The following is a 17,619-nucleotide window of genomic DNA, read 5'->3' as shown; positions in this document are numbered from 1 at the left end:
GCGCATCGAAGCGTCGTAAAAGCCTAATACACCATCTATGCCTGGCGCTCTCTTTTCAATAGATCGTCAGCACGCCGTATTGCTGGGGTCGGCCATCTACCAGCAGCTCGCCCTCGTCGCCCTCACGGCAGCCGAGCAAGGCCCGGCCCAGCGGCGAGTGTGGAGAAATGACCAGCACCTCGGCTTGGTCTACCTTTACGCTCATCCCAGCAGCGTCTGGACCAAGAAAAACCCAGCGGAAACCACTCGCCAATTCAAGCGAAACCAGCGCACCCAGCCGAATCGGCTCGCCCGTCAGATCGCGCACAGACAGATTGCGATAGCTCGCCAGCGCCGCTTCGATTTCCGCAACCCTGCGGCGCTGGCCGTCGGCCAGGTACGCCGCTTCCAGCCCGCGGGTGTCGTATTTGTTTTCCGCCTTGCTTTCGGCATGCGTGGCCGCCTCGTGAGACGCCTTCAGCGCGTCCTTGGCGATCCTCAGATCGGTGAGCAGTTTGTCGATGATCAGCGTCTGCAGATGAGTCTTGTCCATGCGGGCTCGGGTGAGAGAGGTGGCCGCCTAGCATGGCATCGCCCGCTGCGGAGAGCCATGGCGTGGTGCTGTCGTAACGCGCCGGGCTGGCCGTTCGGGCGCAACAACGCCACTATGGCACGCCCGATCCGCAGCGCGCCGGAGTCGCCGCGTGCGGATCGCTGGAGCTAGATGATGCCAGTCGAACAACCGGAGCTTATCGATGACATTACGTGCACTATTTCTGCTGCTTGCCGTTTCGGCGAGCGGTGCGGCATTTGCCGACGGCCAGACGCTGACCGTCAGGCTCAACGACGTCAAGCACGACCACGGGTCCGTCCGGATCGCGCTGTTTTCCGACCCGAAGAGCTTTCGCAAGGTCGACGAGGCTTTCGCCACACAGGAGGTCCCGGCGGCAAAGGGCACGGTCACACTGCTGTTCGACGGCGTGCCCGCCGGCCAGTACGCCATCATGGCCTACCACGATGAGAACGCTAACGGAGAGTTGGACCGCCGCTTCGGCATGTTTCCCACGGAGGGCTACGGGCTGTCCAACAACCCCAAGGTGATGGGCCCGCCGGCGTTCGAAGACAGCGAGTTCGTGGTCAGCGGCACAGCACCGACCGAAGTGGATATCAGTATTCGCTACTAGCCCCTGCCGGTCTCGGCGGGCAGATCGGCGTGCCGGTTCGGGCCGGAGCGAGTCACGACGGACTGCCAGCCACACGCATGCATGGCCGCCCAAACCACGGCCGCACCGTCACAAAACGCCTGCAACGAGCGTCGCAGACAGCGATCGGCGGAACAGCCGATGGTCGGGCAGGCAATGAACCGATGCCGAAAAGCAACTGTCCAGACAGAAGCGTCCGGATCAGCTGCAACATGCGATTTTGTCGGCCCGCCAAAATATTTTTTTTACAAAAGAGGAAATTTGCCGCAGGCGGCAGAGCGAGACGCTGCTTATACTGACCACCCAACCCAATCTGGAGCCACACCCGTGAATAAAGCCGAGTTGATTGAAGCTATCGCCGCCTCCGCCGATGTTCCGAAGAGCACTGCCACCCGTGTGCTGGATGCCTTCACTGAAAGCGTGACCAACACCTTGCAGAATGGCGACAGCGTGACGCTGGTTGGCTTCGGCACTTTTGCCGTTAAGGAACGTGCCGCGCGTGATGGTCGCAACCCGCAGACCGGCGCGACGATCAAGATCTCCGCAGCCAAGCTGCCAGGCTTCAAGCCGGGCAAGTCGCTGAAAGATGCAGTGAACTAAAGCATCTCATTCGAATACCGGGCCGCTGACGTCCCTCGTGGACGCAGCGCCTGATCTAAACGCCCGCTCCATCCCTCGTCGTTTACCTTCGCAAAATCGCTCTGCAGTGCATCTCTTGACTTTGCTTTTTACCCTGCCGTCCCCTGAGGCGCAGTCCTTGCGTCTTTATGGGCACCCTGCTGCTGTGCAAAAGACGTAGCGTCTACGGAGGCGGGCTGAAGCCCACTCTACGGAACACAGTTCCAACACAGCGATGTCAGCCAATGCCGAGCGAAGCAGTATGACGCCAGCCTGAAAGACCAGCGCCACCGCCCCTCCTCGTTTGGACTATTTGTCCCGATCGATCGCGAAACCTGACCAAGCCTGGCGCGACGGCATGATTTCCAGCCGATTGATATTGATATGCGCGGGCAGCGTGGCGACGTAGAAAATCTGCTCGGCGATGTCTTCGGCCGTCAACGGCGTAGTGGTGCTGTAAAGGGCATCGGACGCCGCCTGATTGCCCTTGGTGCGGACCAGCGTAAACTCGGTCTCGGCCATCCCTGGTGCGATGTCTGTAACGCGCACGCCGGTGGCGATCAGGTCGCAACGCAGGTTGTAGCTGAATTGCTGGACGAAGGCTTTACTGGCGCCATATACGTGGCTGCCGGGATACGGCCACTGCCCGGCAACCGAACCGATATTGACGATACTGGCGCCCTTGCCCGTGTCGATCAGCGTTGGCAGCAGCGCATGGGTGACATTGACCAAGCCGGTAATATTGGTATCGATCATGGTGTGCCAGTCGTTCAGATCGGTCTTTTGCGCAGGCTGAGGTGCGAGCGCCAAACCTGCGTTGTTAACCAGGCAGGTCACAGCCCTGAAGGCTTCGGGCAGCTGGGTAACAACCTCTTTCACCGCTTCAGCCTTGCGCACATCGAGCGTGGCGATATGCACCGGTACTTTGGCGTCCAACTCGGCTTTTAACGCCTCCAGACGCTCCGTGCGACGCCCGGTCAGTACCAGCGACCATCCCGCTTCGGCAAAACGGCGAGCCGTAGCACGCCCGAACCCGGACGTAGCGCCGGTGATGAAAACGACCTTGCTGTTCATGCTGTTCCTCTTTCGATTGGCGGTGCTCGTAGAAGCGCCGCGGTGGTAATCGGTGATCTATGGTCTGTCGATCGGTGAAAAAATTCGAGTGGTTTCCACGCTGTACGGCAACTCCGATGCGTCACTGTTCAGCCGAAAGTCGCTAATGCCGAGCGCTTGTCATGCAAAACGGGCATCGAGAAAGTGGTGATCGATAGCGAAACTGCCGCAGCGCAACCGTTTTTTTCTGGGCTCAAAGTCTGATGAGTACGCGCCAAACTGTTCAACCCAGGTCGCCAGCGCAACTGAACAGACCTGACACCTTTCCCGTTCCGCACTGGTTCATCCGCCGGTTATCGCGAACTAATACAAAGCAAAACGCTGGCACCATCGCGCCAGAGGCCAGCGTCTTCGGGTGAACTTTATGATCATGGTAAGGATTAATTCTCCACCGACGCAGGATCAGCTTTTCGGCGGATACACAGGGACAAACACGCCAGCTAGAAACTCAGGACTCCTTCATTCAAGGGATTCTGAAATGCAAACAAGAATAACAATCCTGGCAGCGGCCATTTCAGTCTTACTGGCGAACCACGCCTACGCCGTCAGTGAGTCGACGCAGGACCAGACTGGTACCGACAACTACGCCGATGTGATGCAGCAAGGCGACGACAGCAGCATCACGCAAGTACAGAACGGTTCAGGCAATGTCGCGTACACCGACCAGAACGGAGTCGGCATTACGGCCAACAGCGACCAGACCGGCAACGGCAATATCTCCACCATCGAGCAGGCAGGCTTCAATAGCGAAATAACTGTCAGCCAGGCCGGTGACTACAACCTCGCTACCGTGCTTCAGTCTTCGATAGAGGTAGGCCATTCGGCCTCCATCTCGCAGGAGGGTACGAGCAATCTGGCTTATATCGAACAGCTGGACTTCAACGGGAACAGCGCAGCAATCAGCCAGAACGGAGAGAACAACGCCATCGAGGTGTTTCAGGAAGGTTTCCTCGCCAAGAGTTACAGCGGCATGCAGAACGGTACTGGGAACACCGCCTACATCGAACAGCTAGGGGATGCCCATGCGCAGACCGATCAGATCGGCACGGATAACGTCATAACCCTCACTCAGGATGGTTTCCCTTTCGGTGCCAGCGTATCGATCAGTCAGAACGGTACGGCTAACCAAGCAACGCTCGACCAGCGTTCACCCGGTCGCTATTCCTCGGGCGATGTCGAACTGATTCAGATCGGCACAGATAATGTCGCGGATGTCGTGGAGTCTGCCGGCTTCGGCTCGTTCTCCTACACCCAGAACGGCACCGGCAACGAGCTGACCGCACAGCAAAGCGGGCGCTCGACCAGCGTAGAGGGAAGCTCCACTGGCGATTACAACCGGGTGGATATCCGGCAAGACTACGATGGCAGCAGCCTGGTCATCGATCAGAACGGAACCGCCAACGAAATCGATGTGGATCAGTCAGGCTATTACGGTACTGCCAACATCGGGCAGATCGGCACCGAGAATTACGCGTCCGTCGTGCAAACCGGCACCCTGGAGAGCGTGTCGACATACGACGCAGCGATCATGCAGAACGGTACGGGGAACTCCGCGTTCGTCACTCAGGGACCATGAGGCGCTACCGTCTGATCCAACCTCGACAAGCCCGCTGGATGCGGGCTTTTTCTGCACGTGCCTAGCTCGGGCGAACCTCCCGCGATTCAAGCCCCGTCCAACGCCTGGAAGACGACTCGCTCCAGATCGTTAAAGAAGAACGGCTTCTGCAACGTGGGAACGTTGGAGAAGCGCGGATCCATTCCACTGGCTCCATAGCCTGTGGCAAACACCAGCGGGATGTTGCGGGCAATCAGTTGTTCGGCAATCGGAAAACTGGCGACGCCATCGAGGTTCACGTCCAGCACGGCCAGATCGAAAGACCCTGTCTCGGCCGCCAGCAGCCCATCGGCGAAGCGCGACAGAACTTCCACGTGTGCGCAGCCGATGTCGTTCAACATGTCCTCCAGCAACATGCCTACCAGCGCCTCGTCTTCCACGACCAGAACCCGGAGGTGCTCGAGACGTCTATGGCCCCCGGCGTTCGAGTTGTCATCGATCACGGTAGCGGAACCTCGATATCACAGGCCGCGCCGTCGACCGGATAAGCCAGCCGTACGTCGGCATCGAGCTCATCCGCCAAGCCGTATTCAAGCAGGCGAGACCCGAAACCCTTGCGCACCGGCGGCGAAACCGGAGGGCCGCCGGATTCCTTCCAGTGCAAATTCACGCACTCGCCTGTGCTGCAAGGAGGGATTTCCCAATGAATACGAACACAGCCTTTATCATTGCTCAGCGCACCAAACTTTGCGGCGTTGGTGCACAACTCGTGAATGGCCATCGCCAGCGCCAGCGCAGCTTTGGGTCTCAGGCGCTGAGGCGGGCCCTCGATGACGAAGCGCTGCTGACCGGGAGCCTGAAATGCCGCCGCCGCCTGATCAATGATGTCGTTCAGGCTGGCCGCCTGCCAATTCTCCCTTGAGAGCACGTCATGCGCCTTGGACAGCGCGATCAGCCGCCCTTCGAACCAGCGATAGCCTTCGCTGATCTCGTTCCGACGAAAGCTTTGCGCGGCAATCGACTGTACGGTTGCCAGGGTGTTCTTGACCCGATGATTCAATTCGTTGAGCAACAACTGACGATGATTCTCGGCGACCTTGCGCTCCGTGATGTCCACCAGCATGTTCACCGCGCCGATCAGCTCGTCAGCCTCGTTACGTAACGGTGCAGGGTACGCCAGGAACGGAACCCGGGTTCCATCCGGTCGCTCGGCCACCGCCTCGGCACCATGAATGGCTCGGTTCTCGGTGAGCGCAATGGCCATCGGACAGGTCGCGTGGGGCATCGGCGTGCCGTCTGGCCAATACAGCCGCCAGGTAATACACCATTCGTCGGTGCCGATAGCCGGAACGCGTCCCGCCAGCTTTACGCAGGCCTGGTTGAAGTACGTGACCTTGCCGTTCGCGTCTGTGGTATAGACGGCGCTGGGCAGCGCATCGAGAAGATCGGTCAGCCGACGCTCCGCCTCGCGGGTCGCCGCCTCCAGACGCTTGCGATCGGTGATATCGCGCGTCACCGCCAGTTGCACGAAACCGCCCGGAAGGCCAGGCATGGCCATGGGAACGGCATGGGTCTCCATGTGCCGACGGATACCGCTCAGGCTGGTGATATCGAATTCCCAGTTGAGCTTCTCGCCTTCACAAACACGCCGGTGCTGCTCCCGCCAGTATTGACGGTGCTCCGGTACGATCAGATCGAAGACGCTGAGCCCCTCCACATCGGATGAGGTTTTCGCGTCCAGCATGCGCAACCCTGCCGGGTTCATCTGTACCAGCGTCCCGTCCTGATCGACTACCTTCACGCACTCAGGGGTATTTTCGACGATAGCGCTCAGCCATTCGACGCTGCGTCGACGGTCGGCATTGCACTGCCGGGACGGTGTATTGCCCTGGAAACAGATGACCGCCCCGGTGATCTGCCCGGTATCGCTGCGCACTGCCTGAATATTGGCGAGGACCGGTAGCGGCTCTTCATCGAACCGTTCGATCAGCAAAGTAATGTCCCGGCTGGTACGCCCTGTACGGATCGTATCCGCCAGCGGCGTATCGGCGAATGTCAGCGCACCTCCATCCGGACGCAAGTTACGAAGCTGTCCGTACTTCCGTAGGCCGCTACCGCACAGCTGACCGGCGACTCGGTTGTAACGCAGCACCGCACCATCGGCATCAAGCGTGCAGACACCGATCGGCAGCGTGTCCAGTAGCGCTTCATCGAAGGGCAACGGGCAATCGGGTCGGTCGACGACCTGTTTCACGCCGGGACTATCTGTACTCAACATCTATAGTTGTTCCAAGGTCACAGTTGGGCCTCGCTCTGCCAGTGAACCAGTCGCCACGATGGCGCGCTTTAACTTCGGCGTAGTACGCGAGCTCAGCCAACGCTGTGCATTTATGCAGACCTGGTATGCGGCAACCCGCATTGATATGGATAAATTTGCACTCTAGGATCAAGGAAAGCTCAATAGACCCGCCTTTATTCAATAACAACAATCGGTAGGACCCACCATGACCCAGTCAAGTGCCATCCCCACAGTCAAACTCCTGATCGGCGGTGAGCTGGTCGAGTCCTCCACCCGCGAGTGGCGGGACATCATCAACCCGGCGACTCAGGAAGTACTGGCCCGCGTACCGTTCGCCACTGAATCAGAAATGAACGCCGCTGTCGCCAGCGCCAAGGAAGCCTTCAAAACGTGGCGCAAAACGCCCATCGGCACGCGCTCCCGGATCTTCCTCAAATACCAGCAGCTGATTCGGGAAAACATGAAAGAGCTGGCCGCGATCCTCACCGCCGAACAGGGCAAGACCCTGCCTGACGCCGAGGGCGACGTGTTCCGCGGCCTGGAAGTGGTGGAACACGCTGCCGGGATTGGCAATCTGCAGCTGGGCGAACTGGCCAACAACGTCGCCAACGGTGTCGACACCTTTACCCTGCTGCAGCCGCTGGGCGTGTGCGCGGGTATCACGCCGTTCAACTTCCCGGCGATGATTCCGCTGTGGATGTTCCCGATGGCCATCGCCACCGGCAATACCTTCGTTCTCAAGCCGTCCGAACAGGATCCGATGGTGACCATGCGGCTGGCCGAACTGGCGCTGGAAGCCGGCGTACCGCCGGGTGTGCTCAACATCATCCATGGCGGCGCCGATGCAGTGAACATGATCTGCGACCACCCGGATATCAAAGCCGTCTCTTTCGTCGGCTCGACCAAAGTCGGCACTCATGTCTACAACCGCGCCAGCCAGGCCGGCAAGCGCGTGCAGTGCATGATGGGCGCAAAGAACCACGGCATCATCCTGCCCGACGCGCACAAGGAGCAGACGCTCAATAACCTTCTTGGTGCAGCGTTCGGCGCGGCGGGTCAACGTTGCATGGCATTGTCGGTGCTGATCCTGGTCGGCGAGGCGCGGAACTGGTTGCCGGATCTGGTGGCCAAGGCCAAGACGCTGAAAGTCAACGCGGGTGCCGAAAACGATACCGATCTCGGTCCGGTTGTCTCTTGCGCAGCGCTTGATCGCATCAGCTCGCTGATCGAACGCGGCGTTTCGGAAGGTGCCGAGTTGGTACTCGACGGGCGCAATCCACAGATCGCCGGTTACGAAAAAGGCAACTTCGTTGCGCCGACTATCTTCTCCGGCGTGAAGCCTGAGATGAGTATCTACCGCGAAGAAATCTTCGGCCCGGTGCTCTGTGTGATGCAGGTCGATACCCTCGACGAGGCCATCGAGCTGATCAATGCCAACCCCAACGGCAACGGTACCGCCCTCTTCACCCGCTCCGGCGCGGCGGCGCGGCACTTCCAGGAAGAAATCGACGTGGGCCAAGTCGGCATCAACGTGCCGATTCCGGTGCCGGTGCCCATGTTCTCCTTTACCGGCTCGCGTGCCTCGAAGCTTGGCGACCTCGGTCCGTACGGCAAACAGGTGGTTCAGTTCTACACTCAGACCAAGACCGTCATCCAGCGTTGGTTCGACGAGAGCGAAGTAGGCGGGCCGGTTAACACCACTATCAATCTCAAGTAACCCAATCGGCGCCGCGGCATCAGCGGCGCCAGCTTTTAGCCAACAGCAACCAGTCGCCACTAACAAAAAGAAGGAACGGCCATGCATATCGGTTTTCTCGGACTCGGCAACATGGGCGGGCCCATGGCCCATAACCTGCTCAAGGCCGGTCATCAGGTCTGTGTATTCGACCTTTCCGCCGCGGCGGTCTCCAACCTGGTGGAGGGTGGCGCGAAGGAAGCCACCTCTCTCGCCGCCGTCGCTCAGGCCGGCGTAGAGATGATCATCACCATGCTCCCAGCGGCCACCCACGTGAAGCAGGTCTATCTCGGCGAGGACGGCTTGCTCGCTCACGTGCCGGCCGACGTGCTGCTCATCGACTCGTCCACCATCGATCCGATGAGTGCCCGCGAAGTCGCCGCCGCTGCGGCAAAGAAGGGCAACCCGATGCTCGACGCCCCTGTCTCCGGCGGTACCGTCGGCGCGGCAGCCGGCACCTTGACCTTTATGGTCGGCGGCAACGAGGCGGACTTTCAGAAAGCTCAGCCGATTCTCGCGACGATGGGCAAGAACATCGTCCACTGCGGCGGCAGCGGAAATGGGCAGGTGGCCAAGGTCGCCAACAATCTGCTACTCGGCATTTCCATGATAGGCGCTGCCGAGGCCATGTCGCTGGGCGTCGCGCTGGGGATGGACCCCAAGGTTCTGGCCGGCGTGATCAACTCGTCCAGCGGACGCTGCTGGAGTTCCGAAATTTACAATCCGTTCCCCGGGGTGGTGGAAAACAGCCCGGCCTCTCGCGACTACAGCGGCGGCTTCGGCACCGACCTGATGCTCAAGGATCTGGGCCTTGCCAGTGAAGCGGCCAAACAGGTGCGCCAGCCGGTTATCCTCGGTGCTCTCGCGCAGCAGCTGTACCAGGCCTTCAGCATGCAGGGCAACGGTACGCTGGACTTCTCCGCGATCATCAAACTCTACCGTCAGGAGCATTGAGCATGACCCAGGCAGAAGCGCCGGTATTGATCGAGGTTCGTAATCGCGTCGGCTACCTCACCCTCAACCGTCCGGCCGGGCTGAACGCCGTAACCCTGCCGATGGTCCGCAGCCTTCATCGTCAATTGCAGGACTGGTCCGACGATCAAGCCGTGGTCGCCGTAATATTGCGCGCCGCCGGCGAAAAAGCCTTTTGCGCCGGCGGCGACATCCGCTCGCTATACGACAGCTACCAGAACGGCGGTGACCTTCACCGCCTCTTCTTCGAGGAAGAGTACGCGCTGGATCAGTACATCCACGCCTACAGCAAGCCGCTGCTGGCACTGATGAACGGCTTCGTGCTCGGCGGTGGCATGGGGCTGGCGCAGGGCGCGTCGCTGCGGGTGATTTCCGAGCGCACGCGCATGGGCATGCCGGAAGTCGGCATCGGTTATTTTCCGGATGTCGGCGGCAGCTATTTCCTGCCGCGCCTGCCTGGCAACCTCGGCATCTACATGGGGCTGACCGGCAACCATATCGATTCGGCCAATGCGCTCTATGCCGGACTAGCCGATTACTGCGTGCGCCATGAACACTTCGCTGAACTGGAACAGCGACTGGATGAGCAAGACTGGAGCGCCCCCCCGGTGCAGGCGCTAGCCAATCTGCTGGTATCGATGGGTTGCACCGAATTGCCGGATGCCTCGTTCAAAACGCTTTTCCCGGCCATAGAAAAACACTTCGGTCATGACAACGTCGCGGCGATCCGCGAATCGCTGGCGGGTGAAAACCGTCCGGAATATCGCGACTGGGCGGCCGAGACGCTCAAAATCATCGACAGCCGCTCGCCCCTTTCGCTCAGCGTCACGCTGGAAATGCTCCGCCGCGGGCGCACGCTGTCGCTGGCCGAATGCTTTCGCATGGAGCTGCATCTGGACCGTCAATGGTTCGATCGGGGCGACATAATCGAAGGCGTTCGCGCATTGATCGTCGACAAGGACAAGACCCCGCGCTGGAACCCGCCTACGCTGACTGAGGTGGCTCCGCAGCGGGTTGCCGATTTCTTCGCGGGCGTCTGAGAGGAACGATCCATGCAAGACATCGAACTGAGCGAAGAACAACGGATGATCCGCGACATGGCGCGCGACTTCGCCCGCGCCGAGATCGCACCGAAAGCCCAGGCCTGGGAAAAGGCAGGCTGGATCGGCGATGACACCGTGACACAACTGGGCGAGCTCGGCATGCTAGGCATGATCGTGCCCGAGCAATGGGGCGGCACCTATATCGATTACGTCGCCTACGCGCTGGCCGTCGAGGAAATCTCAGCCGGCGACGGCGCCATCGGTGCGCTGATGAGCATTCACAGCTCGGTCGGCTGCGGTCCGATTCTCAAATACGGCACACCGGAACAGCAGGATGAATGGCTGCCCGATCTGGCGGCCGGTCGCGCCATCGGCTGCTTTGCCCTCACCGAACCCCAGGCCGGCTCCGAAGCGCACAACCTGCGCACCCGCGCCGTGCTGGAAAATGGCGAGTGGATGATCAACGGTGCCAAGCAGTTCGTCAGCAACGGCAAGCGCGCCAAGATCGCCATCGTCTTCGCGGTCACCGATCCGGAGCTGGGCAAGAAGGGCCTTTCTGCCTTTCTGGTACCCACCGACAACCCCGGTTTCGTCGTCGACCGCCTGGAAAGCAAGATGGGCATCCGCGCCTCGGATACCTGCGGCGTGACCTTGCGCGACTGCCGTATTCCCGAAGCCAATCTGCTCGGCCCGCGTGGTAAGGGGCTGGCGATAGCACTGTCGAATCTCGAAGGCGGGCGCATCGGCATCGCCGCGCAGGCGCTGGGCATCGCCCGCGCGGCGTTCGAGGCGGCGCTGGGTTACGCCCGCGAGCGCATCCAGTTCGACAAGCCAATCATCGAACACCAGAGCGTGGCCAACATGCTGGCCGACATGCACACCCGCCTCAACGCCGCGCGCCTGCTGATCCTGCATGCGGCGCGCCTGCGCAGCGCCAATCTGCCGTGCCTGTCCGAAGCCTCCCAAGCCAAGCTGTTCGCCTCGGAAGTTGCCGAGTACGTCTGCTCCAAAGCCATGCAGATCCATGGTGGCTACGGTTATCTGGAGGACTATCCCGTCGAGCGCTACTACCGCGACGCGCGCATCACCCAGATCTACGAGGGCTCCAGCGAGATCCAGCGCCTGTTGATCGCACGGGAGCTGAACAACTACGGCCTGTGATCGGGAGACGTTCATTGGCCATATGGAAACGGGAGGGCGAATACTTCAAGCGACATAGGGCGGGTGAAGCTCGCCTGCAACGGGCCGTCGACGTGCGGAGACATTACGAGTAGCGACACGGGCTTCAGGCGCCTTATCGGATACTCATCGAAGCCCGGACGCGCCGCACAGTGATCCAAACTCGCCGTGCGACCGGTCAAAGACAGCAAGCAGTATTCCGAACCAATGGACGCCGAGCCCGCCAGCTGGCGCCAGAGACAACAATAAGAAGGATACGAAGATGCTCAAAGGTACGATGCAGCAGACCCCGCTGATGATCAGCGGCATCCTGACTCACGCCGCCCTCGCCCACGGTGACCGGGAAATCGTGTCGCGGCTGGTAGACGAACCCATCTGGCGTTACGACTATGCGGGCTTGGCTACACGTGCTGGCCAGGCGGCTTCAATGCTGCGCATGCTGGGGGTCAAGCCTGGCGACCTAGTGTCGTCGATGGCCTGGAATACCCATCGGCACTTCGAGCTGTTCTTTGCCGTACCCGGGATTGGCGCTGTGTTGCATACCGCCAATCCACGCCTTTCGGACGAGCAGATCATCTACACGCTGAACCACGCCGGCAGCGGCGTGCTGCTGTTCGATCGCAGCTTTCTCGCGGTTGTCGAGCGGGTTCGCCCCCGACTCGAGCACATCCATACCTTCATCATGCTGTCGGATGCTCAACGCAGCGAGCCTGGCGAAGTGGGTGCGTTGAGCTACGAAACCCTGATTGCCGATGAGCAACCAATCACCGACTGGCCGCAGTTCGACGAACACGCCGGCGCTATGCTCTGCTACACGTCCGGCACTACCGGTAACCCGAAGGGTGTGGTCTACAGCCACCGTTCCGTCGTCCTGCACGCCATGGCGGCAGGCCTCACGGGCGCCTTCGGCTTCTCCGCGTTCGATTGCATCATGCCCTGCTCCTCGCTCTACCATGCCACCGCCTGGGGCGTGCCTTTCACCGCGGCCATTAGTGGCAGCAAGTTCGTCCTGCCGTGCGACAAGATGGACGGCGCCAGTCTGCAGGAACTTATCCAAAGCGAGGGCGTGACCTTCTCTGGAGGCGTCCCGACTATCTGGACCATGTACCTCAACTACCTGGAGCGCACCGGCGAGAGCACCGGTCAGCTCAAGTGTCTGGTGATCGCCGGCTCGGCGGTGCCCCGTGCGCTGGCCGAGAAATTCGAGACCCGCTATAGCGTGAGCGTCCGGCAACTCTGGGGCATGACCGAAACCAGCCCGCTCGGTGTGGTCGCCACCCCGACGCCCAAACTCGCCGCCATGGGCGAAGCGGCCACCAACGAGGCCATCTGGACCCGCCAGGGCCGCCTGCAATTCGGTATCGAGCTGAAGATCATCGACGAAGCGGGCAATGACCTGCCCCATGACGGAACCAGTTCCGGCGCGCTCCTGGTACGTGGCCCCTGGACCGTCGAGCGCTACTTCCGCAGCGAAACCAGCGCATTGGACGAAGACGGCTGGTTCGATACCGGCGACATCGCCACCCTCGACCCCAACGGCTACATGCGCATCACCGACCGCAGCAAAGACGTGATCAAGTCCGGCGGGGAATGGATCAGCTCTATCGATATCGAGAACGTCGCGGTGGGCTGCCCCGGTGTGCGTATCGCCGCGGTGGTCGGTGTAACGCACGAGAAATGGGAAGAACGCCCGGTGCTCATTATCGAACCGCATGACGACACCGAACTGACCGCCGAGGGGGTACTCGCCTATCTCGAACCTCAGATCGTCAAATGGTGGATGCCCGACGCGGTGATTTTCGACAGCGTGCCTCTTACCGCCACCGGCAAAATCGACAAGAAAGTGCTGCGCGACCGCTATCGCAGCTATTTGATGGATATGACCGCAAGCGCGGCGAGCGTATAGCCGATCCGTGCTGACCGAAGAAAGTGCTGAGCCAGCCGGATCGTTGGGCTGCGCTGCGCTCAAACCGGGCTTTGCGCCGCATGCGACCAGCGTCCTGCATTGCGCTAATTCGTAGGCTGGGTGCAAACCATCAGCGAGCCTCCCGCAGTTAGTGCGTCCCATAATCCGGATGGCCTGGTTACCCAACGGGGTTATGACTCGAAGGTTCCGATGGGTCTCAATACGCGCGACGCGCCACGCCCGCTACGCTTCAGGAGCTATTCATGCAAACCGAAAATCCCCAACCCCGCCAAGGCCCCTTGCTAGGCCTGCGTGTCCTGGAATTCACCAGCATCGGCCCCGGCCCGCATTGCGCAATGCTGCTGGCCGATCTGGGCGCCGAGGTGCTGCGAGTTGAACGTGACGGAGGCAACGGCTGGCCAAATCCCGTGGTGGATCGCGGTCGCAAACGGCTGACGCTGAATATCCGCACCGACGCCGGGCGTGAACAGTGCCTTGCGCTGGCAGAAAAGGCAGATGTATTGATCGAAGGATTTCGCCCCGGTGTGATGGAACGGCTAGGCCTCGGTCCGGAACAGGTTCACGCAAGGAATTCTAGGCTGGTCTACGGCCGCATGACCGGCTGGGGCCAGACCGGGCCATTGGCAAAAAGCGCCGGGCACGACATCAACTACCTGGCCCTCACCGGCGCGCTGGCGGCCATTGGTGGCCGCGAAGGCCCGGCAATCCCGCCGCTCAACCTGGTCGGCGACTTCGGCGGCGGCTCGTTGTATCTGGCGTTCGGCATCATGGCCGCGCTGTGGGAGCGAGAACGATCAGGCCAGGGACAAGTAGTCGACGCGGCTATCGTCGATGGCGTGTCCTCAATGATGAGCTTCTTCGCCGGGCTCTTGCCCAGCGGCGCCATCTCCCTCGAACGCGACCGCAATCTGCTCTCCGGTGCCGCCCCGCATTACCGCTGCTACACGTGCGCCGACGGCCGCGACATCGCCATTGGGCCGCTGGAGCCGCAATTCCTTGCCGAACTGATGCAGCGCATCGATGCGCCCGAATCCTTACGCGAAGGCTGCAACGACCCGGCGCTCTGGCCGGCGTTAAGCGAACAGCTCGCCACGATGTTCATCAACCGGACCCAGGCCCAATGGTGCACCCTGCTGGAAGGCACCGATGCCTGCTTCGCCCCAGTGCTCACGCTGGAAGAAGCCTCGCAGCATCCGCATATGCAGCAACGCGGGGTGTACCGCAATATCGACGGAGCCCTGCACGCCGCACCTGCACCGCGCTTTTCACGGACGCCGGGCGCGATCCGGAATTCAACAAACGCCGCCGGCTGGGACTGACCAATAGGATGGGTTAAAGCCACCCTACGAGCTGAAGCAGGTGTGCGACGGGTGAACAAGTTTCGCCCCTACAAAGGCGGCGCTGCGGTTCAGGTGCGGATGCGGCTTGTAGGGGCGAATTTATTCGTCCGCGGTCCGTGCCCCTAACCCGACACGGCCACGCCGGGGTTGGCAAATTCACAGGATTCGCCCCGAAAGAACGCCGCCACATTGGCGAAGGCATCGCCGAAGTACAGCTCATAGCTCTGCCGCTCCACATCGCCCAGATGCGGCGTGCACAACACGTGGGATGGCTGAAGCAGGTGCGCGACGGGCGAACAAGTTCGCCCCTACAAAGGCGGCGCTGCGGTTCGGGTGCGGATGCGGCTTGTAGGGGCGAATTTATTCGCCCGCAGTCCGTGCCCCTAACGCGACACGGTCACGCCGGGGTTGGCAAACTCACAGGGCTCGCCCCGAAAGAACGCCGCCACGTTGGCGAAGGCATCGCCAAAGTAAAGCTCATAGCCCTGGCGCTCGACATAGCCCAAATGTGGCGCGCACAACACGTTGGGATGCTGAAGCAGTGGGTGCTCCGGATCGATCACCGGTTCCTGCTCGAATACATCGAGGGCGGCGAATCCGGGGCGGCCGGCATCGAGCGCTTCGAGCAAGGCGCCGGGTGCGATCAGCTCGGCACGACTGATGTTGACCAGCAGCGCGTTGGGCTTCATCCGCGCCAGGTCATCGGCGGTCACGATGTGCCGGGTCGCCTCGACCAGACGCAGGTTCAGGCTCAGAACATCGGCTTCCTCAAAAAACGCCTCGCGGTTGCCAGCAGCACGGTGCCCATCGCGTTCGGCGGCCTGTCGCGAGCCCTCGCTGCCCCACACCAGCACCGGCATTTCGAACGCCTGAGCGTAGCGCGCCAGTCGTTGCCCGATCTTGCCGTAGCCCCAGATACCCAGTGTCTGCCCGTACAGGCGATCGCCTAGATTGACCTGCCACTGCCCGGCGTACAGCGCCTGCATCGCCGGTAGCAACCGCCGCCGCGCCATCATGATCAGCGCCCAGGCCAGTTCGGCGGGCGCGATGGGTGAGCCGCGGCCCTCCATCACAGCCACGCCATGGCGCGTGCATGCCTCTAGGTCAAGGTGAGCGGCAACTTTGCCGGTCTGACTGATCAGCTTCAAGTTGGGCAAGCGAGCCAACAGCGCTTCGTCAATGATCGTGCGCTCGCGGGTCAGTACCAGGGCGTCAGCGTCGGCGAAGCGCTCGGCCAACTGCTGGGGATCGGTCGTCAGGTCGTGATAAACGCTGACCTGATGGCCATCGAGCAACTCGAAACACGCCAGCGAGCGGACCACGTCCTGATAATCATCGGGAATGACGATGTGCATTGGGGGTTCTCCAGAAGAACGGCGAATCGCCGGCAAGCCAGCTGATGTCTAGGCGAAGAGAGTATCAGTCAAGACACGCACGCCATCCATCTGTAGGAGCGAACTTGCTCGCGAACTGCTCCCGATCTGCCGCTGAATCCTTTGGATAACTCCCCGCACCTCACTCCCCGAGATTGCGCGCAATTACCAACCGCTGGATGTCGCTAGTGCCCTCGTATATCTGACAGACCCGCACATCGCGGTAGATGCGCTCCACCGGAAAATCCTTGAGATAGCCATAACCACCCAGCGTCTGAATCGCCGCCGAGCAGACCTTCTCCGCCATTTCCGAAGCGAACAGTTTGGCCATGGACGCTTCGACCAGGGCTGGCTGGCCGGCCTCTCGCAATGCGGCGGCGTGCAGCACCATCTGCCGGGCGACGGCGATCTGCGTCGCCATGTCGGCCAGCCGAAACGCGACGGCCTGGTGTTCGCTGATCGCCTTTCCGAATGCCTCGCGCTCACGCGCATAGTCGCGTGCCGCCTCGAACGCTGCACGGGCCATGCCGACCGCTTGGGCCGCGATGCCGATGCGCCCGCCTTCCAGGTTTGCCAGGGCGATGCGATATCCCTCGCCCTCCTCACCCAATCGCTGCGACTCATGCACCCGCATGTCTTCGAACGCCAGTTGGCAGGTATCCGAGGCGTGCTGGCCGAGCTTGTCCTCAATCCGCACTACCTGATAGCCCGGTGTATCAGTCGGCACGATGAAGGCACTAATGCCGCGCTTGCCTGCGTCCGGATCAGTCACAGCAAACACGATCACCGTGCCGGCGTGCTGACCCGAAGTGATGAACTGCTTGGCGCCGTTGAGCACGTAACCATCTCCGTCACGCCGGGCGCGGGTACGCAGGCTGCTGGCGTCGGAGCCGGCATGCGGCTCGGTCAGCGCGAAGGCGCCAATCTGCGCGCCGCTGGCCAGTGGCGTCAGGTAGCGTTGCTTCTGTTCTTCAGTGCCAAAACGCAGGATCGGCACGCAGCCGACCGAGTTATGCACGCTCATGATGGTCGAGCAGGCGCCGTCTCCAGCCGCGATCTCTTCGAGGGCCAGCGCATAGGCGATATAGCCGGTGTCGCTGCCGCCCCACTGTTCCGGGCAGAGCATGCCGAAGAAGCCGAGCTCAGCCATCTCAGCAATCGCCTCGGCCGGGTAACGATGCTCGCGGTCCCAGTCGGCGGCGAAGGGTTTCAGCCGCTCCTGGGCGAACTGCCGAGCCATGTCGCGAATACTGGTCTGGTCATCATTGAGCAGCATGGCAATTC

At 61.3% G+C, this 17,619-nt stretch carries 15 protein-coding genes and 1 pseudogene; 9 read left to right on the top strand and 7 right to left on the bottom strand.

All coding sequences use genetic code 11. The features are described from left to right. Positions 1–55: 55 nt before the first annotated feature. Positions 56–532 (bottom strand): GreA/GreB family elongation factor, encoded by a 477-nt coding sequence (locus CH92_RS10630; protein ID WP_025241759.1) that lies wholly within the window; start codon positions 530–532, stop codon positions 56–58. A 202-nt stretch (positions 533–734) separates the two neighbouring features. Between CH92_RS10630 and CH92_RS10625 the strand changes: the two genes are divergently transcribed. Beyond that, entirely contained in the window at positions 735–1,163 is a 429-nt protein-coding gene (locus CH92_RS10625) for a DUF2141 domain-containing protein (protein WP_025241758.1), read from the top strand. An 81-nt stretch (positions 1,164–1,244) separates the two neighbouring features. Beyond that, a complete protein-coding gene (locus CH92_RS10620; RefSeq protein WP_336434114.1) occupies positions 1,245–1,781 on the top strand; it encodes an HU family DNA-binding protein in 537 nt (178 codons plus the stop codon). A gap of 327 nt (positions 1,782–2,108) precedes the next feature. On the opposite strand, the gene CH92_RS10615 is transcribed toward CH92_RS10620, so the two are convergent. Beyond that, the gene (locus CH92_RS10615) at positions 2,109–2,873 is read right to left on the bottom strand and encodes an SDR family NAD(P)-dependent oxidoreductase (protein WP_025241757.1); all 765 of its coding nucleotides are present in this window, start codon (positions 2,871–2,873) and stop codon (positions 2,109–2,111) included. A 517-nt stretch (positions 2,874–3,390) separates the two neighbouring features. Between CH92_RS10615 and CH92_RS10610 the strand changes: the two genes are divergently transcribed. Further along, a complete protein-coding gene (locus CH92_RS10610; RefSeq protein ID WP_025241756.1) occupies positions 3,391–4,488 on the top strand; it encodes a hypothetical protein in 1,098 nt (365 codons plus the stop codon). 86 nt (positions 4,489–4,574) lie between these two features. On the opposite strand, the gene CH92_RS10605 is transcribed toward CH92_RS10610, so the two are convergent. After that, on the bottom strand, positions 4,575–4,970 hold the full coding sequence (locus CH92_RS10605) for a response regulator (RefSeq protein ID WP_025241755.1): 396 nt from the start codon (positions 4,968–4,970) through the stop codon (positions 4,575–4,577). Further along, complete coding sequence (locus CH92_RS10600; RefSeq protein WP_025241754.1) at positions 4,967–6,745, bottom strand: HWE histidine kinase domain-containing protein; 1,779 nt, start codon at positions 6,743–6,745, stop codon at positions 4,967–4,969. Before CH92_RS10600 ends, CH92_RS10605 begins: the two co-directional genes overlap by 4 nt. 226 nt (positions 6,746–6,971) lie before the next feature. On the opposite strand from CH92_RS10600, the gene CH92_RS10595 reads away from it, so the two are divergent. From CH92_RS10595 to CH92_RS10570, 6 genes are all read left to right on the top strand, one after another. Further along, positions 6,972–8,483, top strand: coding sequence for a CoA-acylating methylmalonate-semialdehyde dehydrogenase (locus CH92_RS10595; RefSeq protein WP_025241753.1), 1,512 nt, complete (start codon positions 6,972–6,974; stop codon positions 8,481–8,483). Positions 8,484–8,564: 81 nt separating this feature from the next. Continuing rightward, entirely contained in the window at positions 8,565–9,455 is an 891-nt protein-coding gene (gene mmsB / locus CH92_RS10590; RefSeq protein WP_025241752.1) for a 3-hydroxyisobutyrate dehydrogenase, read from the top strand. A gap of 2 nt (positions 9,456–9,457) precedes the next feature. Then, positions 9,458–10,513, top strand: a complete 1,056-nt coding sequence (locus CH92_RS10585; protein WP_025241751.1) for an enoyl-CoA hydratase/isomerase family protein — start codon at positions 9,458–9,460, stop codon at positions 10,511–10,513. Between the two features lie 12 nt (positions 10,514–10,525). Further along, on the top strand, positions 10,526–11,677 hold the full coding sequence (locus CH92_RS10580; RefSeq protein WP_025241750.1) for an acyl-CoA dehydrogenase family protein: 1,152 nt from the start codon (positions 10,526–10,528) through the stop codon (positions 11,675–11,677). A gap of 280 nt (positions 11,678–11,957) precedes the next feature. Then, on the top strand, positions 11,958–13,601 hold the full coding sequence (locus CH92_RS10575; protein WP_423833133.1) for a long-chain fatty acid--CoA ligase: 1,644 nt from the start codon (positions 11,958–11,960) through the stop codon (positions 13,599–13,601). A 263-nt stretch (positions 13,602–13,864) separates the two neighbouring features. After that, positions 13,865–14,941, top strand: a complete 1,077-nt coding sequence (locus CH92_RS10570) for a CaiB/BaiF CoA transferase family protein (protein WP_025241748.1) — start codon at positions 13,865–13,867, stop codon at positions 14,939–14,941. Between the two features lie 143 nt (positions 14,942–15,084). Here the strand turns inward: CH92_RS10570 and CH92_RS21850 are convergent. The 3 genes and pseudogenes from CH92_RS21850 to CH92_RS10560 form a co-directional block, all read right to left on the bottom strand. Further along, positions 15,085–15,255: pseudogene (locus CH92_RS21850) on the bottom strand (D-2-hydroxyacid dehydrogenase family protein); the annotation flags it as partial. Between the two features lie 90 nt (positions 15,256–15,345). Beyond that, positions 15,346–16,317 carry a D-2-hydroxyacid dehydrogenase family protein gene (locus CH92_RS10565; RefSeq protein WP_025241747.1) on the bottom strand — a complete coding sequence of 324 codons (972 nt, stop codon included), beginning with the start codon at positions 16,315–16,317 and terminating at the stop codon, positions 15,346–15,348. Positions 16,318–16,477: 160 nt separating this feature from the next. Then, a complete protein-coding gene (locus tag CH92_RS10560; protein ID WP_025241746.1) occupies positions 16,478–17,611 on the bottom strand; it encodes an acyl-CoA dehydrogenase in 1,134 nt (377 codons plus the stop codon). Between the last annotated feature and the right edge of the window lie 8 nt (positions 17,612–17,619).

It is taken from the genome of Stutzerimonas stutzeri, assembly GCF_000590475.1.
In the GTDB taxonomy this organism is placed as follows: Bacteria; Pseudomonadota; Gammaproteobacteria; order Pseudomonadales; family Pseudomonadaceae; genus Stutzerimonas; species Stutzerimonas stutzeri_D.
The sequence above is the reverse complement of the archived record's forward strand: the minus strand, read 5'-3'. Positions and strand labels throughout refer to the sequence as shown.

Excerpts from the sequence above, each read along its gene's own strand:
- CH92_RS10630 (WP_025241759.1), bottom strand. The coding sequence starts at position 532 with ATGGACAAGACTCATCTGCAGACGCTGATCATCGACAAACTGCTCACC.
- CH92_RS10625 (WP_025241758.1), top strand. The coding sequence starts at position 735 with ATGACATTACGTGCACTATTTCTGCTGCTTGCCGTTTCGGCGAGCGGT.
- CH92_RS10620 (WP_336434114.1), top strand. The coding sequence starts at position 1,245 with ATGGCCGCCCAAACCACGGCCGCACCGTCACAAAACGCCTGCAACGAG.
- CH92_RS10615 (WP_025241757.1), bottom strand. The coding sequence starts at position 2,873 with ATGAACAGCAAGGTCGTTTTCATCACCGGCGCTACGTCCGGGTTCGGG.
- CH92_RS10610 (WP_025241756.1), top strand. The coding sequence starts at position 3,391 with ATGCAAACAAGAATAACAATCCTGGCAGCGGCCATTTCAGTCTTACTG.
- CH92_RS10600 (WP_025241754.1), bottom strand. The coding sequence starts at position 6,745 with ATGTTGAGTACAGATAGTCCCGGCGTGAAACAGGTCGTCGACCGACCC.
- CH92_RS10595 (WP_025241753.1), top strand. The coding sequence starts at position 6,972 with ATGACCCAGTCAAGTGCCATCCCCACAGTCAAACTCCTGATCGGCGGT.
- mmsB (WP_025241752.1), top strand. The coding sequence starts at position 8,565 with ATGCATATCGGTTTTCTCGGACTCGGCAACATGGGCGGGCCCATGGCC.
- CH92_RS10585 (WP_025241751.1), top strand. The coding sequence starts at position 9,458 with ATGACCCAGGCAGAAGCGCCGGTATTGATCGAGGTTCGTAATCGCGTC.
- CH92_RS10580 (WP_025241750.1), top strand. The coding sequence starts at position 10,526 with ATGCAAGACATCGAACTGAGCGAAGAACAACGGATGATCCGCGACATG.
- CH92_RS10575 (WP_423833133.1), top strand. The coding sequence starts at position 11,958 with ATGCTCAAAGGTACGATGCAGCAGACCCCGCTGATGATCAGCGGCATC.
- CH92_RS10570 (WP_025241748.1), top strand. The coding sequence starts at position 13,865 with ATGCAAACCGAAAATCCCCAACCCCGCCAAGGCCCCTTGCTAGGCCTG.
- CH92_RS10565 (WP_025241747.1), bottom strand. The coding sequence starts at position 16,317 with ATGCACATCGTCATTCCCGATGATTATCAGGACGTGGTCCGCTCGCTG.
- CH92_RS10560 (WP_025241746.1), bottom strand. The coding sequence starts at position 17,611 with ATGCTGCTCAATGATGACCAGACCAGTATTCGCGACATGGCTCGGCAG.